The following is a 26,079-nucleotide window of genomic DNA, read 5'->3' on the forward strand; positions in this document are numbered from 1 at the left end:
GACTCGCAAATCAACAAGGTTTCGACATGCTTCTGCGCAACGCACGAATAGCCACAATGTGCGACGGCCCGGATTATGGGCTGATCGAAAAAGGCGCGGTGGTGATCGAAGGCGACCGGATTGCGTGGGTCGGGCCCGAGGCGGACTTGCCCACCACCCATGACCTGCAAGGCGAAAACCTGAAGAGGCGGCTGATCACACCGGCGCTGATAGATTGCCACACCCATATCGTGCATGGCGGCGACCGCGCGGGCGAGTTCGAGATGCGCCTTGGCGGGGCCAGCTATGAAGAGGTGGCGCGCACGGGCGGTGGTATCGTATCCACCGTGCGAGCCACCCGCACGGCCAGCGAGGATGACTTGCTGCGCAGCGCACTGCGGTTCGCGGATGCCCTGATTGCCGAGGGTGTTTCGGTGATCGAGGTGAAATCGGGCTATGGGCTGGATGTCGAGACCGAGTTGAAAATGCTGCGCGTGGCGCGACGCATCGAGCAGGTCCGCCCGGTTCGTATCTGCACAAGTTTTTTGGGGGCGCACGCGGTGCCGCAGGATATGCAGGGCAATCCCGACATGTATATTCAACAGGTCTGCATCCCGGCCCTGCGGCAGGCGGCCGCCGAAGGGCTGGTCGATGCGGTGGATGGGTTCTGCGAAGGGATCGCCTTTACCCCCGAGCAAATCGAGCCCGTCTTTCAGGAGGCGCAGCGCCTTGGATTGCCCGTCAAGTTACATGCCGAACAACTGAGCCAGTCGGGCGGCACGCAACTGGCCGCGCGGTACGGGGCGTTGTCGGCGGATCATGTGGAATATGCCGATGAAGCGGATGCCGAAGCCCTGGCGCGATCGGGGGGGACGGCGGTATTGCTGCCGGGCGCGTTCTACACGCTGCATGAAACACAAAAACCGCCGGTTGACGCCTTTCGCAAGCACGGCGTGCCGATGGCGCTGGCCACCGATTGCAATCCCGGCTCATCGCCTTTGTCCTCGCTGTTGCTGACCATGAACATGGGTTGCACCCTGTTCGGTCTTACCCCTGCCGAGGCGCTTGCCGGTGTCACCCAGAACGCGGCCCGCGCCCTTGGGCTGAGCGATTGCGGGCAGGTCGCTGCGGGGCACCGGGCCGATCTGGCGATCTGGAACGTCGGGCAACCCGCAGAACTGGCATACCGCATCGGCTTCAACCCGCTGCATCGGCGGATTTTCGGAGGGAAGGAATGACCGAGACACTTGTTCCCGGAACGGTTCGACTGGATCAGCTTGAAACGATCTGGCGCGAACGGCGCAATGCCATACTTGACCATATGGTACGCCCACAGGTCGAAGCCGCCGCCGATCTGGTCCGCAAGGCCGCCGAGGGCGATCAGGCGATCTATGGCGTGAATACCGGCTTTGGCAAACTGGCCAGTGTCAAGATTCCCGCCGACCAGACCGCCACGCTGCAACGCAACCTGATCCTGTCGCATTGCTGCGGAGTGGGCGAGGCGCTCGATGTGGCCACCACGCGCCTGATGATGGTTCTGAAACTGATGTCACTGGGCCGGGGGGCGTCGGGCGTGGCGTGGCAGACCATCGAGTTGATCGAGGCGATGCTGGCCGCCGATGTCATTCCGGTCGTGCCCGATCAGGGATCGGTCGGAGCGTCGGGCGATCTGGCCCCCTTGGCCCATATGGCCGCCGTGATGATCGGTGAAGGGGAGGCATGGGCCGGCGATGCCCGCCTGCCGGGCGCCGAGGCACTGCTGCGCGCGGGGTTGGAGCCCATCGTTCTTGGCCCCAAGGAAGGGCTGGCGCTGATCAATGGGACGCAGTTTTCAACCGCCTGTGCGCTGGTCGGGCTATGGGGGGCATGGTGCAATGCGCAAAACTGCATCGTGACAGCGGGGCTTTCGACGGATGCGATCATGGGATCGACCGCGCCCTTGCTGGATGACATCCATACGTTGCGCGGCCATCCGGGGCAGATTTTCGCCGCGCGCGCGCAACGCGCTCTAATGGACGGCAGCGAAATCCGCGAGAGCCATCGCGAGGGCGACGCCCGCGTCCAGGACCCCTATTGCATCCGCTGTCAGGCACAGGTCAGCGGCGCGGCCATCGACCTGTTGCGCCGCGCGGGCGACGTGCTGCAGATCGAAGCGAACGCCGTGACCGACAACCCTCTGGTGCTGGTCGGCGAGGGGCGCATCGTCTCCGGGGGGAATTTCCATGCCGAGCCGGTCGGCTTCGCCGCCGACCAGATCGCCATGGCCATTTCCGAAATCGGCGCCATTGCGCAGCGCCGCGTGGCGCTGATGGTGGACCCGAACCTGAGCTTCGATCTGCCGCCGTTCCTGACGCCGGACCCGGGGCTGAACTCGGGCCTGATGATTGCCGAGGTCACCACCGCCGCGCTGATGAGCGAAAACAAGCATCTGGCCAATCCCTGCACCACCGACAGCACCCCCACGAGCGCCAATCAGGAGGACCATGTCAGCATGGCGGCCCATGCGGCGCGACGCCTGACGAGGATGAACGCGAACCTGAACGCGATCCTCGGGGTCGAGGCGATTTGCGGCGTACAAGGCATCGGGTTTCGGGCACCTTTGAAAACCAGCGTGCCTCTGCAACGTGTCATCGCGCGGCTGCGCGAGGCCATTCCGGCAATCGAAGCGGACCGTTATCTGGCACCGGATCTGGAAAGCGCCGCAGCGCTGGTGCGCGGTGGCGATCTGGTATCCGCCGCCGGGCTGACCATGCAAATAGGAGAGATGTGATGGACCCCGTCGAAATTGTCTCGGGCGACAGCCCGGTGGTTTTGGGACTACCGCATACGGGAACGTATGTTCCGACGGACATTCGCAACAAACTGAATGACCGCGGCAAGGCGCTGGCCGATACCGATTGGAATATTCACAAACTGTACGACGGGTTGCTGCCCGGTGTGACCACGGTACGCGCCACGTTCCACCGCTATGTGATCGACGCCAATCGCGATCCTTCAGGGCAGAGCCTGTATCCCGGTCAGAATACGACGGGCCTTGTTCCATTGACGAATTTCGAGGGCGAACCGATCTGGACCCAGCCACCGTCTGGCGGCGAGGTCGAGCATCGGCGCGAAACATGGCATGCCCCTTATCATGCCGCACTGGAGGCTGAACTTGCCCGCGTCAAAGCCAGGCATGGTGTCGCGATTCTGTATGACTGCCATTCCATACGTTCACGTATTGAATATCTGTTCGACGGCACATTGCCCGACTTCAATATCGGCACGAACAACGGCGCCACCTGCGCGCCCGTCATTGCCGAGACGGTCGAACAGGTTTGCCGCGCGGCACAGGGTTACAGCACCATCATGAATGGCCGGTTCAAGGGCGGCTGGACCACACGTCACTACGGACAGCCCGAAACGGGCATCCACGCAATTCAGATGGAGCTGGCCCAGTCCACCTACATGGAGGAAGCCGCGCCATGGCCCTATCTGCATGACCGCGCCGAAGCCCTGCGCCCACATCTTTCCGACATCCTGCACCGCCTGGAGCGTCTGGCCCTTGAAGGAGCATTGACATGACCGACCCTCGTCACAACGCCCGAGACATCTATCCCGACACCGGCGCGAAGATCAGTGCCAAGCATTGGGTGACCGAGGCCCCGATGCGGATGCTGATGAACAATCTGCACCCGGACGTGGCGGAAAATCCGCATGAACTGGTGGTCTATGGCGGCATCGGGCGCGCAGCACGCACATGGGAAGATTACGACCGGATCGTTTCCACACTAAAAGGGCTGGACGAGGACGAAACCCTGTTGGTGCAATCAGGCAAGCCGGTGGGCGTGTTCCGCACCCACAAGGACGCGCCGCGCGTGTTGATCGCCAACTCCAACCTCGTGCCACATTGGGCCAACTGGGATCACTTCAGCGAGCTCGATAAGAAGGGCCTGATGATGTACGGCCAGATGACCGCAGGATCTTGGATCTATATCGGGTCTCAGGGCATCGTTCAGGGCACCTACGAAACCTTTGTCGAGGCCGGACGCCAGCATTACGACGGCAACCTGACGGGACGCTGGATATTGACCGGAGGTCTTGGCGGCATGGGTGGTGCGCAGCCGCTGGCGGCCGTGATGGCCGGGGCCTGTTGTCTGGCCGTGGAATGCGACGAAAGCCGCGCAGAGTTCCGCAAGCGCACGCGCTATGTGGATGAGATCACCCACAGCCTTGACGACGCATTGGAGATGATCGACCGCTGGACCAAGGCGGGTGAGGCGAAATCGGTTGCCCTGATCGGCAATGCGGCGGACGTGTTTCCCGAACTGGTCCGGCGCGGCGTGAAGCCCGATATCGTGACCGACCAGACCAGTGCGCATGACCCTGTGCACGGCTACCTGCCACAAGGCTGGAGCGTGGCAGAATGGCGCGCCAAACAGGAGAGCGAGCCAAAGGCCGTGGAAAAGGCCGCCCGCGCCTCAATGCGGGTGCAGGTGCAGGCGATGGTGGATTTCTGGAACGCCGGGGTTCCGACGCTGGACTATGGCAACAACATCCGGCAGGTGGCCAAGGACGAGGGGCTGGAAGATGCCTTTGCCTTTCCCGGTTTCGTGCCCGCCTGTATCCGCCCGCTCTTTTGCCGGGGAATCGGGCCGTTCCGCTGGTGTGCACTGTCGGGCGATCCCGAGGATATCTACAAGACCGATGCCAAGGTGAAGGAACTGATCGACGATCCGCACCTGCACAACTGGCTGGACATGGCGCGTGCACGGATCGCGTTTCAGGGATTGCCGGCGCGGATCTGCTGGGTCGGTCTGGGTCTGCGGCACAAACTGGGGCTGGCGTTCAACGAGATGGTCCGCACCGGCGAATTGTCGGCGCCCGTGGTGATCGGGCGCGATCATCTGGACAGCGGCTCGGTCGCCTCGCCCAATCGCGAAACCGAAGGGATGAAGGACGGTTCGGACGCGGTGAGCGACTGGCCGCTTCTGAACGCGCTGCTGAACACGGCGAGCGGCGCGACATGGGTCAGCCTGCATCACGGCGGTGGCGTGGGTATGGGGTTCAGCCAGCATTCGGGAATGGTCATCTGTTGCGACGGGACAGAAGACGCCGACCGCCGGATCGAACGGGTGTTGTGGAACGACCCGGCCACAGGTGTCATGCGACATGCCGATGCGGGCTATGACATCGCTCTGGATTGCGCACGCGAGTACGGGCTGAACCTGCCCGGCATCCTGAAATGAGCCTTGAGCGTTTTACGGACGCTCAGGCGCGTGTCTGGCCCCGCCCGCTGGAGGAAATCCGGGCGGGGCGCAAGACATCGCATTGGATGTGGTACATCTTTCCGCAATTGCGCGGCCTGGGTCACTCGCCCACGGCGCAGCACTATGGCATTGCCGACCTGGATGAGGCACGGGCCTACCTGGCCCATCCGGTACTGGGACAGCGCCTGATCGAGATCTGCCACGCGATGCTGAAGCACACAGGCACTCCAGCCGAGGCCATCCTCGGGCCGGTTGATGCGCTCAAGCTGCGATCTTGTGCGACTCTGTTTCGTGAGGCGGGGGAAGACCCGGTTTTCGGGCAGGTTCTGGACGGCTTCTACGACGGTAAGCCTTGCGAGGCGACGCTGGCCATGACTGGCTGACGCCGCCTCGCACCGCGATCAAAGCGGCTGCGTGGTGTAGTCCACCTCGTCGGGATAGAAGGTATCCTCGATCGACGTGGTATGGACCTTGACCAGATTGCCATTCTCGACGCACGAGATGTACTGTTGACCGAAGACCTGATGGGTCTTGCCGTTGAACACCTTGGGGCCCTGAGGATGTTCATTGGAATGCGGCATGGTCGTCATGGCCTCGACGGCCTCGATCAGCGCGGCGCGGTCCTGTGGCCCCCGATACCCCGCAGCCTCCATGCCGTTCTTCACGACATAAAGCGTTTCCCAGCATCCGAACATATGGCCATAGGTGGATACATCTGTGGGATCGCTGATCGACGCGCCGCGATCGTCCACGCCCACCTGTTCACGATAAAACCTGTCATATTCGGTCTGATCGGGCTGCGCGTGGCGCGGCATGCCCTCCCAGAAATGGGTGCCTTCGAGGAACTCAAGGCCGGGGCTGTCAATGGCCACGGCTTCGAGGCTGTCGATGAACCCGAACAGTTGCGGGCCCTGCCCCCCGAAGAATTCGCCCATTTCCTTGACGAAGGTCAGAACGGCCGGACCGACCATGACGTGATAAATCACCTCGGTATCGCGCGGGATCTTCGGGAAGTACTTGGTGAACGAGGTTTCGGTCGGCGGGATGGCTAGCTTGGCCACGACCTCACCGCCCTGCGCCTCGACCGCGGCGCTGAAGAAATCGCGATGGTCATGACCATAGGCATAGTCCGGAAAGATAAGCGTGACTTTCCTGCCCAGATTTTCCGTGACAAACGGGGCCATCGCCTGAACCTGACTTTTCACATCCGTAATGCCGGGCTGAAGCGTGTACCGGTTCAGGATACCGCTGGCCACGTGATGGCCTTCGGACACAACAAAATACGGCAGCTTCAGTTCGCCCGCCCGAGGCGCCGAGCCCGTCACCACATGCGAAAACAGCGTTCCAAAGCCGATATCGCAATTGTGTTGCGTTGCGAATTTCTCCACCACCTCAGCACCGCGCTTGGGATCGGTGCCATCGTCTTCGGCCACGATTTCGATCGGGCGGCCATTGATGCCGCCGGCCTCGTTGATCAGGCGCACGGCAGCCTGGGTCGTGCGATCATACCAGCGGCCATAAGCGGCACCGATGCCGGTACGGTGCACCTGAAACCCGATACGGATCGGTTCGGCGCTTTGGGCATGGGTATAGCGCGCCCAAAGCGGCATGGTGGCGGCGGCTGCCGCGCCTCCGGCCAGTGTCTTGAGCGCCACGCGGCGCGACGGGCCTTTGGAGTTCTCAGTCATTGCGAATGTTCCTCTGTCCTGCGACTGACCATATTGTGAAACTTTTACTTACCTTTATTGCAAGATATTTTTACATGTTTGCGCAACCGGGTTCAGACACCTCGGGGGGAGGCCAGTAACCAGAGCCCGAAAAACGTGTACCCGATCATGAACGCCGCCAGCGGCGCTTGTCCCAGTATGGCCCGCCAGTTGCTGCCATGTCCACGCACCGCCACCGCATGAGCCAGCAAAATCGCGATCACATGGCCGATCACCACCGCACCTGCCTGCGTCAGCCAGATCAGTTTGACCGTTGCAGGTATATTCAGGAACCCGGTGGTCACGTGAAAATCCCCCAGTCCCAACAGGTCGGCGCCGGTGTTCAGCGGATCGGTCAGCCAGGCGATCACATACTGACCATCGACCAGCAGCACCGTCAGATAATGTGCGATGTGATAGGCCAGCGCAATCGGCAGAAGCGACGGCGCAAAAAGACGGACCGCTTCGGCTGTGGGCCGCCGCGTTCCCGCCAGCCGCTCGCCAAGCGCAAGGCAGGCGGCAAAAACCGTGATCAGCGCCAGGTTGGCAACAAGCATGCCCACCAAGTTCTGCGTGATAACGGCGGAGCGGCCAGGAAATTCCAGCGGGTTGATCCCGAGAAACCCCATCCACAGGAAGGTTTCGTTTACCCCGTCGAAACTGCCGGTGCCCAGCATGAGGATAATGAATACCGCCAGCCCGCCCGAGATCTGTGGCCGTGTCAGCCCCTGCCAGCCCCACAGGCCCACGGCGATACGCCCGCGCAGGCGCCCCAGCAGCCCGACACGGGCATAGGCGCGCATCAGGATGGTCAGCGCCTCGCCCCGCACCATCCAGCGCGGTCCGAACAACGTGACCCCCATCAGCGTCAGATACCAGTAACCTCCCACCACCAATGCCAGCCGCCCCGGATCGGTCGGTGCGGGATCGGCCAGCAAGAACCCACCGAATCCAAGGAAAATAACGATACCGGGCGCATACCCCAGCACCGATGGATACCGCATCAAGGCGGTTGAGCCGGTCAATCGGCCCAAAACGGCGGCCGGGCCGGTCCACGGGTTGGTCCAGCGCCAGTGATTGCCGATGATCCCCTGCAAGGACACCATCGCAACCCACCAGACCACCCAGATGAATAATGGCAGCGGATTGACCAGCGGATCGTGCGTTCCGGTCAGGCCGCGCCATACCAGAAACGCGACAAGTAAAGCGGACAGGCAGCTTGTCACATGGTGCAACGCAATATCAGGGCGCGGAATTATCGCGAACGGATGAAACAACCGCGTCGCCACCCAGGACGGCAGGACAGCCAGCAGAATCACCGTCAGGGCAACTACGGCCATTCCGGCGGCGCTATAGATATCCGTGGGCAGCAACAGCACGAACCCCTGCTCAGAGGCATGCGCAAATGCCTGCCCCGCGACAAGGGTCAACCCCCCGGATATGAGTGCCACTCGGCGCAACCGCTGATCTCCGATACTTGCCGGGACAAGATTACCGCCACGCCCTGCCCTTGCCATGGGGTAAATCACCTCACCCGTCTGCGTCGATGGGGATCAGGCGTCGCCTGTCGCCTCAAGCAGGGCTTTCAAGCCACTGCGATAGTCGGGATAGATCAGGCTGACGCCCAGTTCCTGCTTGATCCGGGTGTTGTCGACACGCTTGGATTCAGCATAGAAGCTACGCGCCATGGGGGTCATCCCGGCTTCATCGAATGGCACCTCGGGCGGGACGGGCAGGCCCAGCAACCCGGCGGCATAGCCGATCACGTCCTGCGGCGGGGCCGGGTCATTGTCACAGACGTTATAGGCCGCGCCGGGATTCGGTTGCCGGATCGAAGCCTCGAGAACCTGCGCGATGTCGTCGACATGGATGCGGCTGAACACCTGTCCCGGCTTGACGATGCGCCGGGCCGTCCCCTGCCGGACCTTTTCGAACGGGCCGCGACCGGGGCCGTAAATGCCTGCCAGCCGAAAGATATGCAGCGGCAGGCCGGGGATGGCACGCCATGCGGTCTCGGCATCTACACGCATCTGACCGCGCCGGGTGGATGGGGTAAGGGGGGTGTCCTCGGTGACCCAACCGCCCCGATGATCGCCATACACTCCGGTGGTCGACAGATACCCTGCCCATTCCAGCCGCGGGGCGATTGCCGCGATCCGGTCACGATACAGGTTCAGAACCGGATCGCCCTTGGCATCCGGCCCGGCCGAAATCAGCAGATGCGTGGCCGTATCGAATGCCGTGGACAGATCGCCATCCGGCCACAGGATGGGCGTCACGCCTTCGGCGCGAAGGTTGTCGGCCCTGTCCGGATTGCGGGTGGTGCCATAGATTGTCCAGCCCTGCGGCACCAGCCGCCGCGCCAGCGCACGGGCCGAATACCCATGCCCGAAGGAAAGAAGTGTCTTTGTCATGGGGCATGAATTGGACATACGAAGCGCAAAGGCAAGCGCGAAGACACCGGCGACCTTTCGCCACCGTATGCCACGGGCTCTGGCCTATCCCCCGCCAACGGTGGCAAACTGCGCCAAACTCGTGCCGGAGACCCCATGGCCACACTTACCCGCCGTTCCGCCCTTGCCCTGATCAGCGCTGCCCTGATGTCGGGATGCGCCTCGTCCAAACGCAGCCCCGTCGCGGCAACAAGTGGCCCGGCCAACCCGCCGCTTTACCCCAATGAAACACCAGAGCTACGGAGCCTGATCAACAAATATTCCGACCTGTATCAGGTTCCCAGCTCGCTGGTGCACCGGCTGGCCATCCGCGAAAGCACGCACCGGCCAGAGGCGCGCAACGGGCCATATTACGGGCTGTTGCAAATCCTGCCGCAAACCGCGCGCACCATGGGATTTCGCGGTCACCCCGATGATCTGCTGGATGCGGAAACCAACCTGAAATACGCGGTCAAGTATCTGCGCGGCGCGTATCTGGTGGCTGACGGCGATCCCGATGAGACGATCATGTGGTATGCGCGCGGCTATTATTACGAAGCCAAGCGCAAGGGCCTGCTGGTGGAAACCGGCCTGCGCCCGGCCTGATCATCCTGCCACACCCGACAATGGTCGCGACGGCACCCACGCATAGCCATCGGCGCACAGGATGAAACATTCGCGTAGCCCGTGGGGCTTGTCGGTGGGGTCTTGCAGGATGGCGCCGCCCGCATCCTCGGCCCGGCTGGCGGCCAGATCGGGATCGCAATCATAGAGCCTGATCTCGACCCCCGCGCCGCGCGGCGGATTCTCGGGCAACAGGTTCAGCAGGGGATTTTCGGCATAGGTACCGTCTGCGTGCAACTGCATCACATGCGTCCCGTGGGCCATGATCGCAAAATCGGCCGAAACCCGATGCGCGGTCATCCCGAACACCGTTTCCAGAAACCGCGCGCTGCGCGGCACATCCGTTACCAGAATATTGAATCCGAACCCGTGCAAGGATGCGCCGAATATCTCGGGGCTGACCGTTTCATAATCCATGAAGTACCACGCCTTACCGTCCGACCGTCGCAGGAATGGTTGATTGCCCCCCGCCCCCATGTCAACGTCGGACGCGACACGACCCGCAAGGATTGCGCATGACTCCCAATGACGCAGGCGTCCGGTTTCAAACGCCGGAACAACCCGAGCCGCAACAGTTCACCGATGCCGGACAGGCCGTCGATCATCTTATCCAGATGTATGAGACGGCAACCGGCTTCCTGTGCGAGGCGTTCAATCAGGTCATGCGCGGCAAACAGCCGCTACAGCGTATCCGCGCATTTTATCCCGAGATCCGGATCACGACGGCCAGCTATGCACAGGTCGACAGCCGCCTGAGTTTCGGCCATGTCGCGGCGCCAGGCACGCATACAGCCACGATTACCCGGCCCGACCTGTTTCGCGGTTATCTGGAACAGCAGATCGGCCTGTTGCTGGCAAACCACGGCGTTCCGATCACCATTGGCCAGTCGGACACCCCTATTCCCATTCATTTTGCCGTGGCGAAGGATCCGTCGATCACCGTGCCACAGGAAGGGGCGGCGGAATTCACCCTGCGCGATGTGTTCGACGTACCCGATCTTGGCACCACCAATGACGATATCGTCAACGGCACTCATCAGCCCGCGCCGGATGGCTCCGAGCCGCTGGCGTTGTTCACCGCGCAGCGCGTCGATTACTCTCTGGCGCGTCTGTCGCATTACACGGCGACAGACCCCGAGCATTTCCAGAACCACGTTCTGTTCACGAACTACCAGTTCTATGTCTCGGAGTTCGAAGCCTATGCCCGTGTGATGCTTGGCGATCCCGACAGCGGCTATACCGAGTTCGTCGGCACCGGGAACGTAGCCATCACGGCAGCCGATCAATCCTTGCCGATATCGGCCAAACAACCCCAGATGCCCACGTTTCACCTGAAACGCGCGGATGGGTCGGGGATCACGCTGGTCAATATCGGCATTGGCCCGTCAAACGCCAAAACGGCCACCGATCACATCGCCGTTTTACGCCCGCATGCATGGCTTATGGTTGGGCATTGCGCCGGGCTGCGCAATACCCAGAGGCTGGGCGATTTCGTGCTGGCGCATGCCTATCTGCGAGAGGATCGCGTACTGGATGCCGATCTGCCGTCATGGGTGCCGATCCCGGCCCTTGCCGAAATCCAGATCGCCCTTGAAGAGGCTGTCGAAACCGAAACCCAGATGGAAGGCTATGACCTGAAACAGGTCATGCGCACCGGCACCGTGGCCAGTTTCGACAATCGCAACTGGGAACTGCGCGACCAATCCGGCCCGGTGCAGCGGCTCAGCCAGTCGCGCGCCATCGCACTGGACATGGAAAGCGCCACGATCGCGGCGAACGGGTTCCGGTTTCGTGTGCCCTACGGGACCTTGCTTTGCGTCTCGGACAAGCCGCTGCATGGCGAATTGAAGCTGCCGGGCATGGCCTCGGATTTCTATAAAACGCAGGTGGCGCGGCATCTTATGATCGGCATTCGCGCCATGGAAAGCTTGCGCCAGATGCCCCTTGAGCGTATCCACAGCCGCAAATTGCGCAGCTTCAGCGAGACGGCTTTTCTCTGACGTTGCGAAAATCACCGCAAAATCCATGAAAAACACTTGCTTTTCGCCACTATTCGTTGTGTTTGGTCACAAGATACAGTTAAATTCTGCACATGAGGCCCATAGATCGGGCAGTTGAAGGAGACCATGAAATGGCAAAACCGATGACCAAAACCCAGCTCGTTGCGGCCCTGGCCGAGGAAATGGGCAGCGACAAGAAATCCGCAAGCGCTGCTCTGGACGCCGTGACCTCGATCATCACGCGCGAAGTGTCGGGCGGCGGCGCTGTCACCCTGCCGGGCGTCGGCAAGATCTATTGCCGCGAGCGCCCCGAGCGCATGGTGCGCAACCCGGCCACCGGCGAGCAAATCAAGAAAGAGGCCGACAAGGTCGTCAAGATGACCATCGCCAAGGCCCTCAAGGACAGCGTCAACGGCTGAACTTGAAAACCGCATAAGTTTCGGAAAGGGTCGCCCCGACAAGGGGCGGCCCTTTTCCATTGGGAGGCAGGCAATGAACATTCGGGCGATCCTGACAGGGCTGGCCTTTGCCGCCATGTGGTCCAGTGCCTTTACCACGGCCCGGATCATCGTGGCGTCGGCGCCGCCCTTGACGGCCCTCAGTCTGCGCTTTCTGATCTCGGGTGTGCTCGGGGTGCTGATCGCCCTTGCCCTGCGGCAGACCTGGCGGCTGACCCGTGCACAATGGCGCGCCACAATCGTCTTTGGAATATGCCAGAACGCCTTGTATTTAGGGCTTAATTTCATGGCCATGCAAACCATCGAGGCCTCTCTCGCCGCCATTGTCGCCTCCAGCATGCCCCTCATGGTCGGGTTGGCAAGCTGGGCCATCTTCGGGGAAAAGATCGGCCCGGTCGGAGGTCTTGGTCTGGTGACGGGTGTCATCGGCGTCAGCATCATCATGGGCACGCGCCTACAGGGCGGAGCCGACCTTTACAGCGTGGCCTTGTGCGTGGGCGGAGCCCTGGCCCTGGCCCTGGCAACCCTGACGATGCGCGGTGCAACGTCGGGCGGGAATTTCGTGATGGTCGTGGGGTTACAGATGCTTGTCGGCAGCGCCGTTCTGGGCGTGATCGGGCTGGTCACCGAACCGCTGATCATCGACTGGAGCTGGACCCTGGTCGCGGCTTTCCTTTATACGACGCTGGTTCCCGGCCTGGCGGCGACACTGGTCTGGTTCCTGCTGGTCAACCGGATCGGCGCGGTCAAGGCGGCCACGTTTCATTTCCTCAACCCGTTCTTCGGTGTCGCCATCGCGGCGATTGTCCTTGGCGAGAAGCTCGGCCCATCGGATATCATCGGGGTGGCGGTGGTCATGGTGGGTATTCTGGCCGTCCAACTGTCGCGCCAGAAACAGGTTTCGGCCTGAAAACCGGCGAATCAGCGTTAACGCCAACGCATACAGTAAAATGTGCAATCGGCGTCACGTCGGTAAAACGTCGGTATTGCGTCGGTGCGCGAAACCGATCCCGGTCGGGTTAACAGGGCGGTCGGACCTTGCATGAGCAAACCGGCACGCCGAAGCCGCAGATCCGGATCACCCGATGGTGCCGCGCGGCCCCTCACCAACCTGTCCGCGATGCAGCAAAAAATGGTCCAGCACCACACAGGCCATCATCGCCTCGCCCACGGGGACGGCACGGATACCGACACAAGGATCATGGCGTCCCTTGGTCACCACTTCGGTCGGGCTGCCATCCAGCCGGATCGAACGGCGCGGCGTCAGGATCGACGAGGTCGGCTTGACCGCGAAACGCACCACCACGTCCTGCCCTGTCGAAATACCGCCCAGGATACCCCCCGCATGGTTCGAGGAATATTCCGGCCCGTCCTCACCCATGAAAATTTCATCGGCATTCTCGGTGCCGGTGAGGCGCGCGGCGGCCATGCCCTCGCCGATCTCCACGCCCTTGACGGCATTGATCGACATCATCGCCGCAGCCAGATCGGTATCGAGCTTGCCGTAGACCGGCGCACCCAGACCTGCGGGCAGGCCACGGGCCACCACCTCGACCTCGGCCCCGACCGAGTTCTTATTCTTGCGCAACCGTTGCAGGTAGGCCTCCCATTCGGGCGCGGCAGCGGTATCGGGAACCCAGAAATCGTTGCCGTCGATGGCGTCCCAGTCAAACCGCTCGCGATCGATGGCCAGCTCGCCCATACGAGTCATGTAGCCCTTGATCTCGATCCCCGGAATCAGCGCATTCAGCGCCGCCCGCGCCACACCACCGGCCGCCACGCGGGCCGCCGTTTCACGCGCGGAACTGCGCCCGCCGCCGCGATAGTCGCGCAGCCCGTATTTCTGGTGGTAGGTGATATCGGCATGGCCGGGGCGGAAGGTCTGGGAAATCTCGCCGTAATCGCGCGACCGCTGGTCGGTGTTTTCGATCATCAACTGGATCGGGGTGCCGGTTGTCCGCCCTTCGAACACGCCTGACAGGACCCTGACCGCATCGGGCTCCTGCCGTTGCGTGGTGTTCTTGTTCTGGCCCGGACGGCGCTTGTCCAGCCATTGTTGCAGAAACGCCTCGTCAATTTCGATACCCGGCGGGCAGCCATCCACCGTCGCCCCAAGGGCCGGTCCGTGGCTTTCGCCCCATGTGGTGACGCGAAACAGATGTCCGAATGTGTTGAGGCTCATGGTCCTGCACTCCTTTGTCCCAGTGTCCTAGCCGGGCATGGGCAGCGCCTCAAGCCATTTTGCGAAACGCAAAACGGGGCCAGCCCGAAAGAGGCGGCCCCGTCTGAAGGCAATGAAAGGGCGCGCTTCAGCCTTTGACGATCTTCTCGGGCGAGATCACGTCGATGCCCAGCGCCTTGCCCACGGCGTAATATGTCAAGTGCCCGGCATGGACATTGAGACCGTTCAGCAGGTGCGGATCGTCCGCGCAGGCCTGCTTCCAGCCCTTGTCGGCCAGCGCCAGCATGAACGGCATCGTCGCGTTGCCCAGCGCAATGGTCGAGGTGCGCGCCACGGCGCCGGGCATGTTGGCCACACAGTAATGCACGATCCCGTCCACATCGTATATCGGCTCGGCATGGGTGGTGGGTTTCGACGTTTCGAAACATCCGCCCTGATCAATGGCCACGTCCACAAGCACGGACCCCGGCTTCATCATTGCCAACTGGTCACGGCGCACCAGCTTGGGCGCCGCCGCCCCCGGAATCAGCACGGCACCGATGATCATATCCGCCGCCGGAAGCAATTCGGCCAGAGAGGCCTGATCCGAGAACTGCGTCGTCAGGCGACCCATGAACACATCATCCAGATAGGACAGGCGCGGCAGCGAGCGGTCGAGAACGGTCACGTTGGCCCCCATGCCCACGGCGACACGCGCCGCAGCCGTTCCGACGACCCCGCCCCCGACGATCATCACATTCGCCGGACGTACACCGGGCACGCCGCCCATCAGCACACCGCTGCCGCCATTGGCCTTTTGCAAGGCCCATGCCCCGCTTTGCGGCGCCAGCCGCCCGGCGACTTCGGACATCGGCGCCAGAAGGGGAAGACCGCCGCGATTGTCGGTGACGGTTTCATAGGCGATGGCGGTGCAGCCCGAGTCGAGCAGATCCCTGGTTTGCGCGGGGTCGGGCGCGAGGTGCAGATAGGTGAACAACACCTGACCTTCGCGCAGCATCTTGCGTTCGGCCGCCTGCGGTTCCTTGACCTTCACGATCATATCGGCGGTGGCAAAGATTTCCTCGGCGGCGTCGATAACCGTGGCCCCTGCGGCCAGGTAATCCGCATCTTCAAAGCCGGCCCCCGTGCCGGCCCCCGCCTGAACGATCACCTCGTGACCGTGAGCGATGGCCTCTTGCGCGGCATTCGGGGTCATCCCGACGCGGAATTCCTGGGGTTTGATTTCGGTCGGGCATCCGATTTTCATTGGGGGTATCCTCTCCTGAATTACAGGCATAATGCCGCATCTTACGCGCAATCGGGTTGAAAAATCCCTCGCAATTCCGGGTTTGTTGTGAATATCCTTCGAAATATTGACCTAAAGACTGAAAGGTTTTGCACATATGGCACTGGATGCGATGGATCGTCGTTTACTGGCAGCCCTGCAACGACGCGGACGCATTTCAAATGCCGATCTGGCTGAAACCGTCAACCTGTCGGCCAGTGCCTGCCACCGACGCGTACAACGGCTGGAGGCCGAGGGGTATATCCGCGACTACGTCGCCCTTCTGGATGCACGCAAACTGGGCGTGGCCGCAACCATCTTTGTCGAGATCACCCTGTCCACGCAAGCCGATGAGGTTCTGGAGGCCTTCGAAAAGGCCGTGACCCGCATCCCGGACGTTCTGGAATGCCACCTGACGGCAGGGGCGGCGGATTACATCCTGAAGGTCGTCGCCGAAAGCACCGAGGATTTCGCGCGTATTCACCGGCAATACCTGACGCGATTGCCGGGCGTCGCCAAGATGCAATCCAGCTTCGCGTTGCGCACGGTATTCAGCACCACGGCCCTGCCGGTTTAACCTGGTCCTGTGGGCAGGATACTTGCCAACAGTCGCGGGATGATCAATCTTGGCGCCATGGAATGGGATTATATCATTGTTGGCGCGGGCAGCGCCGGTTGCGTGCTGGCAAACCGCCTGAGCAGCAAAGGTCACAAGGTTCTTCTGCTGGAAGCCGGAGGGCGTGATAATTACCACTGGATTCACATCCCGATGGGGTATCTCTACTGCATCGGCAACCCACGAACCGACTGGTGTTTTCGCACGGTCGAGGAAAAGGGCCTGAACGGGCGATCCCTGATCTATCCGCGCGGCAAGGTTCTGGGTGGGTGCAGTTCGATCAATGGCATGCTCTATCTGCGCGGGCAGGCCGCCGATTACGATGGCTGGCGGCAGATGGGCAATACCGGCTGGGGCTGGGACGATGTGCTGCCCTATTTCAAGCGCTCGGAAGATTATGTCGATGGCCCATCCGACCTGCATGGCACAGGGGGCGAATGGCGCGTCGACAATCAACGCCTGCACTGGGACGTTCTGGATCACTGGAAAGACGCCGCCGTGGCGGCGGGCCTGCCGGAAACCGACGATTTCAACACCGGCGACAACGAAGGCGTCGGGTATTTCAAGGTGAACCAGCGCAAGGGGTGGCGACTGAACACGGCGCGGGCGTTTCTGGGTGCGCGGAGCGGCGATACCCTGAAGGTCGAAACCCAGGCCCATACCCGACGCGTGATGGTCGAGAACGGGCGCGCCGTGGGCGTGGAATACGAACAGGGCGGCGAGGTGAAAACCGCCCGTGCACAGGGCGAGGTGATCCTGAGCGCAGGTGCAATCGGCAGCCCGCAAATCCTGCAACTGTCGGGCATCGGGCCCGGCGATCTGCTGCAACGTCACGGGATCGAAATGCGGGTCGATATGCCGATGATCGGCGGCAACCTGCAAGACCACCTGCAACTGCGCTGCGCCTGGCGGCTGTCGGGCGCGAAGACCCTGAACACGATGGCCAATTCACTATGGGGGAAGGCGTCGATCGGGGCGCGCTATTTGCTGAACCGTTCGGGGCCGATGTCGATGGCGCCCAGCCAGTTGGGCGCCTTTGCGAAATCGCGGCCCGATCTGGCCACGCCGGACCTGGAATTCCATGTCCAGCCCCTGACGCTGGAGGCGTTCGGCCAGCCTTTGCATGATTTCCCCGGTCTGACGGCCAGCGTGTGCAACCTGCGTCCGGAAAGCCGTGGCCATGTCGCAATCACCTCGGCCAACCCGCAAGACGCGCCCGAGATCGCGCCGAATTACCTGTCGACGGAGGGGGACAGGCAAGTGGCGGCGGCCTCGATCCGGTTGACACGCGATATCGTCGCTCAAACCCCGATGCAGCGCTACCGCCCCGAAGAGATAAAGCCCGGTCTTTCCGCGCAAACCGAAGAGGACCTTGCGAAAGCCGCGGGCGATATCGGCACAACGATCTTTCACCCGGTGGGGACGGTCCATATGGGGGCGGATGACAGCGCGCCGCTGGATGCCAGCCTGCGCCTGCGGGGGATCGAGGGGTTGCGGGTGGTGGATGCCAGCGTGATGCCGACCATCACCAGCGGCAACACCAATTCCCCTACCATAATGATCGCCGAAAAAGCCGCCGATCTGATCCATGCGGATAGTCGTTAAAAAATCGGCCCCGGCGTCTCCGCCGGGGCCTGAACCAGTACGCTCTATCCGTGAGTGGTCAGCGTAGCCAGTCTACCGTAAACAGAATACTGGTCACTCACAAACCAGGAACATGAAACTCGCTATAGCGGTAGTTGTGCATCAAAGCACAACTGTGGTCATGGGCAAGAAACCGAATTTTGTCTGGTACGGAATTCCTTACCTTTCGCTCAAAAATAAAGTTGACGTAACGTAATCTTGCCTGCAAAAAAAGCCCCGGCATCGCTGCCGGGGCCATATCTTGCCGGAATTGGCCGGGGATCAGTCCTCGGCGTTTTCCTCTTTCTTGATCTCTTCGCCGGTTTCCTGATCGACGACTTTCATCGACAGGCGCACCTTGCCACGATCATCAAAGCCCAGCAGCTTGACCCAAACTTCCTGACCTTCTTTCAGAACGTCGGAAGGATGGTTCAGGCGGCGGTTCTCGATCTGGCTGACATGCACCAGGCCATCACGCTTGCCAAAGAAGTTCACGAAGGCCCCGAAATCGACGATCTTCACGACCTTGCCTTTGTAGACCGCGCCTTCTTCAGGCTCGGCGACGATCGAGTGGATCATCTCGTAAGCCTTCTGAATGGCTTCGCCGTTGGGCGAAGCGATCTTGATGACGCCATCGTCGTTGATATCGACCTTGGCACCGCTGGTTTCCACGATCTCGCGGATCACCTTGCCGCCCGAACCGATCACTTCACGGATCTTGTCGGTGGGGATGTTCATGGTTTCGATGCGCGGCGCATGAACCGAGAAATCGCCGGCTTCGGTCAATGCCTTGGACATCTCGCCCAGAATGTGCATCCGACCATCCTTGGCCTGAGCCAGGGCTTTCTTCATGATCTCGGGGGTAATGCCCGCGACCTTGATGTCCATCTGCAACGAGGTGATGCCGTTTTCGGTACCCGCCACCTTGAAGTCCATGTCACCAAGGTGATCTTCGTCACCCAGAATGTCGGTCAGAACGGCATATTCCCCGTCGTCTTCCAGGATCAGGCCCATTGCCACGCCGGCGACCGGCGACTTGAGCGGCACACCGGCATCCATCATCGACAGCGACCCGCCACAAACGGATGCCATCGAGGACGAACCGTTCGATTCCGTGATCTCGGACACGACGCGGATCGTATAGGGGAAATCGGTGGCTGCGGGCAGAACCGCCTGAAGGGCGCGCCAGGCCAGCTTGCCGTGGCCGACTTCGCGACGGCCCGGAGGGCCGACACGACCCGCTTCACCAACCGAATAGGGCGGGAAGTTGTAGTGCAGCAGGAAGTTCGAGCGGAAGTTCCCGTGCAGGGCGTCGATGATCTGTTCATCGTCGCCGGTGCCAAGCGTGGTCACGACAAGGCCCTGCGTTTCGCCACGGGTGAACAGCGCCGAGCCATGCGTCCGCGGCAGGAAGCCGGTTTCAGCCACGATCGGGCGCACGGTGTCGAGGCTGCGCCCGTCGATCCGCTTGCCGGATTTCACGACGTCGCCACGCAGAACGGCGGCTTCCAGCTTTTTCAGGGCCGATCCCAGGTTGGGATCTTCCAGCTGTTCTTCGGTCAGCGCCTCGCGGATCGCTTCCTTGGCGTCGGCGACGGCAGTGGTGCGTTCCTGCTTGTCGGTGATGGCATAGGCCGAACGGATCTTGTCCTCGCCCGCCGCTTTGACGGCATCGTACAATTCGGAATAATCCGGCGGGGTGAAATCGAACGGCTCTTTCGCGCTTTCCTCGGCCAGGTCGACAATCAGGTCGATCACCGGCTGGATCTGTTCATGCGCGAAGGTCACGGCGCCCAGCATTTCGTCTTCGGTCAGCTCGTAAGCCTCCGATTCAACCATCATCACGGCGTCTTTGGTGCCGGCAACCACCAGATCAAGGCGCTGATCGGGGTTGTTGCGCAGGTCGTGCATATCTTCGACCTCGGGGTTCAGGATGTATTCGCCATCCTCAAAGCCCACACGGCAGCCCGCGATCGGCCCCATGAAAGGAGCGCCCGAAATGGTCAGCGCGGCCGATGCGGCAATCATCGCCACGATATCGGGATCGTTGACCAGATCGTGCGACAGCACGGTGCACATCACCAGAACTTCGTTCTTGAAACCCTCGACGAACAGAGGGCGAATCGGGCGGTCGATCAGGCGCGCGGTCAGCGTTTCCTTTTCGGTCGGACGTGCCTCGCGCTTGAAAAAGCCGCCGGGCACCTTGCCCGCGGCATAGTATTTTTCCTGATAGTGGACGGTCAGCGGAAAGAAATCCTGACCGGGTTTCGGGGATTTGGCAAAGGTCACGTTCGCCATGACCGTGGTTTCACCAAGTGTGGCGATGACCGAGCCATCTGCCTGACGGGCGACCTTGCCCGTTTCCAGTGTCAGCGTTTCTTCGCCCCACTGGATCGATTTTTTCACTTCGTTGAACATCATCGTTTCCTAGCTGGAGGCCCTCCCGGGCGTATCCCGGGTCCTCCGTTTCACTGGCGGCCCCATTGCCGCCGACCCCTTCATCCTCACATGCGCCGGGGTCAGAGCGTCACGTCTCAGATGTGCGCGCCATACAGCAGAATGCCCGATTTGCAAAGCGATTTACGCGATCCGGGCACCTGCAGGGCCTGACTGGCCAACAAAAAACGCCCGCAGCAAATGCGGGCGTTTCAAGACATTGGCGGCCAGCGCTTAGCGGCGGATGCCGAGGCGCTTGATCAGGTCGCGATAACGCGCCTCATCCTTGCCCTTGAGGTAGTCCAGCAGCTTACGGCGCTGAGCAACCATTTTCAGAAGGCCACGGCGACCGTGGTTGTCTTTCTTGTGGGTCTTGAAATGCTCGGTGAGGGTCGCGATGCGCGAGCTGAGGATGGCAACCTGTACTTCGGGCGAACCGGTGTCGCCGTCCTTGGTTGCGTATTCCTTCATGACACGTGCTTTGTCTTCGGCAGTGATCGACATCGGGGTCTCCTTTTAATCAAGGGTTCAGGGCACAAGCCGGGATGTCGTCCAGCAGGGTCCTATGGAGAATATCCCCGATCCAAGCCGGGGATGCGTGCGTTTAGAAGATATCAGGGAAAAATGAAAGCGAAAATTGCCAACAGGGTTCAGCGGGTCATGAGCGTGCCAAAGGTACTTTCCGCAATCAGGGTGATGTGTTCCAGTGACAGCCCATCGGCCCCATCCAAAGCGGCGATACGCACGCCATTCAGCACAACATGCTGACGGGTCTCATCGGTGTCATCCTGTTCGATTGCCACCTTGGGGTCGGGGTTGGCGATATCGTCGTAAATCACCATCAGCGAATCCTCGGCCACCGAAAAATCGCTGATCTCGGCCTGATGGTCTTGCGACAACCACTCTCCCAGCACGACGCGATCCGAACCGTTCCCGGTGCTGACGATATCGTCACGCCCCGCAAGGATCAGATCGTCACCGTCTCCGCCATTCAGATAATCGCCTTCATCCTGATCCTGAATGCCGGGCAGATCATCATCGTCGGTGATACCGATAAGAGTATCGTCACCCCACCCCCCGAACAGCGTATCGGCCCCGAGGCCGCCATCCAACATATCGTCGCCCAAATAACCATGCAGCGCATCCGCGCCATCCCGCCCAAAAAGCAGGTCGTTTCCGGCGCCACCCACAAGACTGTCGTCGCCGTCATCGCCCGAGAGCGTGTCGTCCCCGTCATGGCCGAACAACTGGTCGCTACCGGGGCCGCCCATTAGGCTGTCATTGTCCGCACCGCCGTGCAGGGTATCGTTCCCGGCCTGCCCGTCAATGGTATCAGCGCCGAGACCGCCGAACAGTTGATCGTTTCCGGCCCCGCCGAATACCTGATCGGCCCCGGCATAGCCATTCATCTGATCGTTTCCGGGAGTTCCCTGCATGACATCCGCCGAAGGCCCGCCCGATACGATCTGCCCGGCTGCGCTACTGCCACCGGGCGGCGCCGGAGAGCCCGGCGGCGGATCACGCTCTGCTTCGTCCTCGGGGTCGGTCAGCAGATCGTCACCGCCAGAGGACCCACCCGCGGACTCGGGCAGCGGCAGGTTGATCATACTGCCGTCATCGTCATTCGCGCCCATATCGAACCCGAAAAACGCCGTAGCCCCGACAGCCATCATACCTAAAAGACCTGCAAAAAGCAGCATCGCACCATTCCACACTTACCGCCTGAAACTGAGCCACAAAGCCCGAAACCAGTCAAACCTATCTCGCGATAGTGGTTAACACCCCATGAAGCGGGACGCAGGTGCTTGGGCAATGGTTTTTTTACACTACCCGGCCCGGCCGGTTTGATCTTCCGTCGCCGCCAACTCGCCCAAAGTGACGGGTTTCAGCGGCGGGCGAACGCGAAAATACCCTGTCCCATCATGCGTGGCATCGTTTTCCTGCGCCAAAAGGCTGCTGACGGCCAAACCGCAATATCGACCCTGACAAGGCCCCATACCGGCGCGGCCAAAGGCCTTGGCCTGATTTGGGCCCTTGCACCCCAGCCGTGCAAAACGGCGGATATCACCCGCAGTCACCTCTTCGCAGCGGCAAACGATGGTGCCGTCATCCGGCGAAAGCGCGCCGGTATAGGGCGGATAGGCCGTATCGAGAAAAGGACGCACGGCCAGTTCCCTGTTCCGTTGCCGAAACAAAGGCGCGGCCTGTGCATCGCGCTCCGGTCCGGTCATCCGGCCCAGATCCGTCGCGACCCTGAGTGCGGCAAGCCGACCCGCGATTTCGGCCACCCTGGCACCGCCGATACCCGCCCCGTCACCCGCGATCAGAATACGGTCATGACCGGTACCGCCCCATTGATCCGGACGGGGAACGAAACACGCCTGCCGATCGCTCCAGACGTGATCGACACCAAGCGAACGAGCCGCCTGCGTATTGGGAACGACGCCGTGATGCAGCAACACGGTATCGCAAGCGATACGGTGCGATTGGCCGGATGCAGTGAATGTCAGCGCCTTGGCCTGACGCTCCCCCTCCACGGCGATCCCCGTTGCCCCGCGATAGCGCAGCACACCGGCTCGCTCTGTTTCACGCAGCATTTTCAATCCCTTGAGCAGATACCGCCAACCTCGCAGCGCGCCAACGGAATGCCTGAGGGCGGCAATGAAATCGCCTCGCACCTGGGTTTCCACTAATGCCAGCGGAGGGACGCCAGCGCGAACCATCTGCGCCGCAATCAGGTAGAGCAGCGGGCCGGACCCGGCCAGAACCGCCCGCTTGGGCACTAAACCAGATTGCTTGAGCAATATCTGCGCTGCGCCAGCCGTCATCACACCCGGCAAGGTCCAGCCGGGAATGGGCATGGGACGTTCCAGTGCGCCGGTGGCCAGCAGGACACGCAGCCCTCGTGCAACAATCCCCTGTCCGTTCACCGAACAGGCGACCTTCCCTGTGGCGTCGATGCTCCAGACGGTTGCGCCGAAAACCTGCGTAATCCCTTGTTTTTCAATGCCTTCTACAAGCGGGAGGCCCTCTGTGAAATCCTGCCCCAGAATATGGCCCCGCACAGTGGCGGCGCGTTTTACATCACGGTAAATCTGCCCGCCCGCACGGGGCTGTTCATCCAGCAACAGAACGCTCAGGCCCGCATCGGCGGCGGTGGATGCGGCGGCCATGCCAGCCGGGCCAGCACCGATAACGATCAGATCAGCCGTTTTCATCCACACCTCCTGCGGTATGGGCGCGTTCGACGATCAAACCTTTCCGCACCTCTGTCATACAGGCCTGACGGGTCGTACCGTCGATTTTCACGAGGCAGTCATAGCAGGCCCCCATCATGCAATAGGGTGCGCGCGGGGCCTGCGATGTCGGGGTTGTCCGAAACACCGTCACGCCGGCGGCCAGAAGTGCCGCGGCCAGGTTGGCGCCCTCGGGCAAGGCGTATTCCGTCCCGTCGAACCGCACGTTCACAAGAGATGCGGTATCGGGCGAAAGATCATGAAACGGCAAAGCGTTGTTCACTGAACACCTCCAGATCCGGGGCGGAGTCATTGCCTTCCAGCCAGTCGGTCAAAGACATGGCATGGGCCGCGGCAAGGGTAATTCCGCTATGGCAGGTCACAAGATAAGCCCCTGAAAATTCATGGCTTTCCTGATATATCGGTAACCCGTCAGGCGACATGATCCGCAGCGCGCCCCACGCGCGAACGACCTGCGCGCGGGCGAGATCGGGAAAGACCTGAGTGGCGCGGGCGGCGATGCGGGTGATGGTGTCGGTGGTGACGCCATCATCATATCCGACCTCTTCCTTGCTGTTGCCGATCTGAACGCCCCCTTCGTCCACCTGACGAATGATGCCGGAGGGGCGGTTCATCAGTTTCGGCAGCTTTTCGGTGATCAGAACCTGCCCGCGCTGAGGGCGCATCGGGGCCCTGAATCCCATTTTCGGGCCAAGCTCGATTCCACCTAACCCTGCGGAAAAAATGACTTTTTCGGACTCGAACACGCTTCCATCCGCGCAGGTCAGACGAAATCCCGAGGGCTTGTCGACATCGGTGACCTGCTTACCGGTCAGAACGGGGCCGCCCATGCGGCGGACGTCGTCGGACAGTGCCCTGAGCAAGCGCAAAGGGTTCACGTGACCGTCCTGACGATGCAGAATTGCGCCCGCGACAGCAGGGCCGATATTGGGCTCTTCGCGTTTCAGGTCAGCGGGACCCAGCACCTCGAACGGGTAATTTCCGTTCAGTTCCTCACGCAGTTTTTCATAAGATTTTACTTTGTTTTCAAGCTCTTCTTCGCTCAGATGATAATCGAAACCACCGTCCTGGCGCAGTGCGAGATCATGGCCCGTCGCCTCGGAAATCCGGGCGGCGAAGGTGGGCCAGGCGGTGGCGGAGTGTTGGGTCCAGCGGGTGTAGGCGGGTTGGGTCAGACCCTTGCCTTGTACCCAGACCAGCCCGAAATTGCCCCGGCTGGCGCGGAAAGCGGTGTCGCCGCCATCCAGCACGATGATTTTACGGCCTTTTTTCAGAAGGCCCCACGCGATGGAGAGGCCGACAACGCCGCCGCCGATGATCGCGTACTCTGCCTGCATGCCCGCCCCCCTGTGCTGCGGAGTTTCGTACAATTCGTACAATCTGTACGCGGGTTTTGTACGAAATACAGGGTGGTATTGCGAATTTGCACCCATCATGGACGCAAACCGGCCCCGATCGCGGGCCGCCGAGACCCGATTTCAACCATCGCCGCATCATCGGCCGAACAGTTCGGCGCGGATCAGTCCTCGCGCGGGAATGCGTGACCGGCGGCTTTCTTGCCCTTGCCCCTGTTCCGGCGCATCCACGGCGGCAGGCGGCCCTGCATGACGTGTTCGTGATGCTCGATCGCCTTGTTGATCCTCTGGTAATAGAAGAACCGGCCACGATCCAGAACGACACCGGACTCGCACAGGCGGGTCAGCAAGGGCATCGAATGCGAGACGATGACCGCGCCGCTGTTTTGCAGGCGGTTGCGCAGCATTGCCTCGCTTTTCTGCTTGAAGGCCGCATCGCCCACGGCGGTGACCTCGTCAATCAGGTAGGTATCGAAGGGCACGGCCATGGACATGGCGAAGGCCAGCCGCGATTTCATCCCCGAGGAATAGGTGCGCAGGGGCAGATTGAAATGCCCTTCGAGCTGCGCGAACTCGCGGGTGAAGGCGATCATCTCATCGGTGTCCACACCGTAGATGCGCGCGACGAAGCGAACATTCTGCGCGCCGGTCAGATCCGGATGGAACGACCCCGCAAACCCGACCGGCCATGAGATCGTACCGCTTGAAACGATCTGGCCGCTGTCGGGGTCCATCGTGCCGGCAATCATTCTGAGCATGCTGGACTTGCCGGCGCCGTTGCGCCCCAGCAAGGCGACACTGGAACCGGTGGGAAAGGTAAAGCTGATATTGTTGGCGATGGTCTTGGACACGCCGTTGAGATGGTAGGTCTTGCACAGGTTACGCAGTTCGATCATTG

The 26,079-nt window shown here is 61.6% G+C and carries 24 protein-coding genes; 11 read left to right on the forward strand and 13 right to left on the reverse strand.

Going from position 1 to position 26,079, the window contains the following annotated elements; all coding sequences use genetic code 11:
* Nucleotides 1–26 precede the first annotated feature (26 nt).
* From hutI to BUB53_RS15675, 5 genes are read left to right on the forward strand one after another with little or no spacing between them, the layout of a single operon-like run.
* Complete coding sequence (hutI, locus tag BUB53_RS15655) at nt 27–1,217, forward strand: imidazolonepropionase (RefSeq protein ID WP_073035726.1); 1,191 nt, start codon at nt 27–29, stop codon at nt 1,215–1,217.
* Nucleotides 1,214–2,749, forward strand: a complete 1,536-nt coding sequence (gene hutH, locus BUB53_RS15660) for a histidine ammonia-lyase (protein WP_073035727.1) — start codon at nt 1,214–1,216, stop codon at nt 2,747–2,749. The genes hutI and hutH overlap by 4 nt, the downstream gene beginning before the upstream one ends.
* The gene (gene hutG / locus BUB53_RS15665; RefSeq protein WP_073035728.1) at nt 2,749–3,543 is read left to right on the forward strand and encodes an N-formylglutamate deformylase; all 795 of its coding nucleotides are present in this window, start codon (nt 2,749–2,751) and stop codon (nt 3,541–3,543) included. Before hutH ends, hutG begins: the two co-directional genes overlap by 1 nt.
* Entirely contained in the window at nt 3,540–5,207 is a 1,668-nt protein-coding gene (gene hutU / locus BUB53_RS15670; RefSeq protein ID WP_073035729.1) for a urocanate hydratase, read from the forward strand. Before hutG ends, hutU begins: the two co-directional genes overlap by 4 nt.
* Nucleotides 5,204–5,611, forward strand: a complete 408-nt coding sequence (locus BUB53_RS15675; protein WP_073035730.1) for a DUF1810 domain-containing protein — start codon at nt 5,204–5,206, stop codon at nt 5,609–5,611. The genes hutU and BUB53_RS15675 overlap by 4 nt, the downstream gene beginning before the upstream one ends.
* A gap of 18 nt (nt 5,612–5,629) precedes the next feature.
* On the opposite strand, the gene BUB53_RS15680 is transcribed toward BUB53_RS15675, so the two are convergent.
* The 3 genes from BUB53_RS15680 to BUB53_RS15690 all read right to left on the reverse strand — a co-directional run bounded on the left by BUB53_RS15680 (nt 5,630) and on the right by BUB53_RS15690 (nt 9,348).
* The gene (locus tag BUB53_RS15680) at nt 5,630–6,916 is read right to left on the reverse strand and encodes an ABC transporter substrate-binding protein (RefSeq protein WP_073035731.1); all 1,287 of its coding nucleotides are present in this window, start codon (nt 6,914–6,916) and stop codon (nt 5,630–5,632) included.
* A gap of 92 nt (nt 6,917–7,008) precedes the next feature.
* Nucleotides 7,009–8,385, reverse strand: a complete 1,377-nt coding sequence (locus tag BUB53_RS15685) for a hypothetical protein (protein ID WP_229709567.1) — start codon at nt 8,383–8,385, stop codon at nt 7,009–7,011.
* A gap of 102 nt (nt 8,386–8,487) precedes the next feature.
* A complete protein-coding gene (locus BUB53_RS15690; protein WP_073035733.1) occupies nt 8,488–9,348 on the reverse strand; it encodes an SDR family oxidoreductase in 861 nt (286 codons plus the stop codon).
* Between the two features lie 135 nt (nt 9,349–9,483).
* On the opposite strand from BUB53_RS15690, the gene BUB53_RS15695 reads away from it, so the two are divergent.
* Nucleotides 9,484–9,972 (forward strand): lytic transglycosylase domain-containing protein, encoded by a 489-nt coding sequence (locus tag BUB53_RS15695; RefSeq protein WP_084729197.1) that lies wholly within the window; start codon nt 9,484–9,486, stop codon nt 9,970–9,972.
* On the opposite strand, the gene BUB53_RS15700 is transcribed toward BUB53_RS15695, so the two are convergent.
* A complete protein-coding gene (locus BUB53_RS15700; protein ID WP_073035734.1) occupies nt 9,973–10,407 on the reverse strand; it encodes a VOC family protein in 435 nt (144 codons plus the stop codon).
* Between the two features lie 98 nt (nt 10,408–10,505).
* Here BUB53_RS15700 and BUB53_RS15705 point away from each other — a divergent pair, with 98 nt between their 5' ends.
* From BUB53_RS15705 to BUB53_RS15715, 3 genes are all read left to right on the forward strand, one after another.
* On the forward strand, nt 10,506–11,990 hold the full coding sequence (locus BUB53_RS15705) for an AMP nucleosidase (RefSeq protein WP_073035735.1): 1,485 nt from the start codon (nt 10,506–10,508) through the stop codon (nt 11,988–11,990).
* 131 nt (nt 11,991–12,121) lie between these two features.
* Nucleotides 12,122–12,409 carry an HU family DNA-binding protein gene (locus BUB53_RS15710; protein WP_073035736.1) on the forward strand — a complete coding sequence of 96 codons (288 nt, stop codon included), beginning with the start codon at nt 12,122–12,124 and terminating at the stop codon, nt 12,407–12,409.
* A 73-nt stretch (nt 12,410–12,482) separates the two neighbouring features.
* On the forward strand, nt 12,483–13,358 hold the full coding sequence (locus BUB53_RS15715) for a DMT family transporter (protein ID WP_073035737.1): 876 nt from the start codon (nt 12,483–12,485) through the stop codon (nt 13,356–13,358).
* A gap of 168 nt (nt 13,359–13,526) precedes the next feature.
* Here the strand turns inward: BUB53_RS15715 and aroC are convergent, their stop codons facing one another.
* Together aroC and ald are read right to left on the reverse strand one after the other, a co-directional pair.
* The gene (aroC, locus tag BUB53_RS15720) at nt 13,527–14,630 is read right to left on the reverse strand and encodes a chorismate synthase (protein ID WP_073035738.1); all 1,104 of its coding nucleotides are present in this window, start codon (nt 14,628–14,630) and stop codon (nt 13,527–13,529) included.
* A gap of 127 nt (nt 14,631–14,757) precedes the next feature.
* A complete protein-coding gene (ald, locus tag BUB53_RS15725) occupies nt 14,758–15,876 on the reverse strand; it encodes an alanine dehydrogenase (protein WP_073035739.1) in 1,119 nt (372 codons plus the stop codon).
* Between the two features lie 136 nt (nt 15,877–16,012).
* Between ald and BUB53_RS15730 the strand changes: the two genes are divergently transcribed.
* Together BUB53_RS15730 and BUB53_RS15735 are read left to right on the forward strand one after the other, a co-directional pair.
* Nucleotides 16,013–16,471 carry an Lrp/AsnC family transcriptional regulator gene (locus BUB53_RS15730; RefSeq protein ID WP_073035740.1) on the forward strand — a complete coding sequence of 153 codons (459 nt, stop codon included), beginning with the start codon at nt 16,013–16,015 and terminating at the stop codon, nt 16,469–16,471.
* Between the two features lie 57 nt (nt 16,472–16,528).
* Entirely contained in the window at nt 16,529–18,115 is a 1,587-nt protein-coding gene (locus BUB53_RS15735; protein WP_073035823.1) for a GMC family oxidoreductase, read from the forward strand.
* A 300-nt stretch (nt 18,116–18,415) separates the two neighbouring features.
* On the opposite strand, the gene pnp is transcribed toward BUB53_RS15735, so the two are convergent.
* From pnp to BUB53_RS15770, 7 genes are all read right to left on the reverse strand, one after another.
* Nucleotides 18,416–20,551, reverse strand: a complete 2,136-nt coding sequence (gene pnp / locus BUB53_RS15740) for a polyribonucleotide nucleotidyltransferase (protein ID WP_073035741.1) — start codon at nt 20,549–20,551, stop codon at nt 18,416–18,418.
* Nucleotides 20,552–20,803: 252 nt separating this feature from the next.
* A complete protein-coding gene (rpsO, locus tag BUB53_RS15745; RefSeq protein ID WP_073035742.1) occupies nt 20,804–21,073 on the reverse strand; it encodes a 30S ribosomal protein S15 in 270 nt (89 codons plus the stop codon).
* A gap of 146 nt (nt 21,074–21,219) precedes the next feature.
* Complete coding sequence (locus BUB53_RS15750; RefSeq protein WP_073035743.1) at nt 21,220–22,269, reverse strand: calcium-binding protein; 1,050 nt, start codon at nt 22,267–22,269, stop codon at nt 21,220–21,222.
* A gap of 126 nt (nt 22,270–22,395) precedes the next feature.
* Complete coding sequence (locus tag BUB53_RS15755) at nt 22,396–23,787, reverse strand: FAD/NAD(P)-dependent oxidoreductase (RefSeq protein WP_073035745.1); 1,392 nt, start codon at nt 23,785–23,787, stop codon at nt 22,396–22,398.
* Nucleotides 23,774–24,088: a (2Fe-2S)-binding protein gene (locus BUB53_RS15760; protein ID WP_229709568.1), complete on the reverse strand. Its 315-nt coding sequence runs from the start codon at nt 24,086–24,088 to the stop codon at nt 23,774–23,776. Before BUB53_RS15760 ends, BUB53_RS15755 begins: the two co-directional genes overlap by 14 nt.
* The gene (locus BUB53_RS15765) at nt 24,063–25,163 is read right to left on the reverse strand and encodes an NAD(P)/FAD-dependent oxidoreductase (protein WP_073035750.1); all 1,101 of its coding nucleotides are present in this window, start codon (nt 25,161–25,163) and stop codon (nt 24,063–24,065) included. The genes BUB53_RS15760 and BUB53_RS15765 overlap by 26 nt, the downstream gene beginning before the upstream one ends.
* Nucleotides 25,164–25,345: 182 nt before the next feature.
* Nucleotides 25,346–26,077 (reverse strand): ABC transporter ATP-binding protein, encoded by a 732-nt coding sequence (locus BUB53_RS15770; protein WP_073035753.1) that lies wholly within the window; start codon nt 26,075–26,077, stop codon nt 25,346–25,348.
* Nucleotides 26,078–26,079 lie beyond the last annotated feature (2 nt).

This window comes from Roseovarius pacificus (assembly GCF_900142665.1).
Taxonomy (GTDB): Bacteria; Pseudomonadota; Alphaproteobacteria; order Rhodobacterales; family Rhodobacteraceae; genus Roseovarius; species Roseovarius pacificus.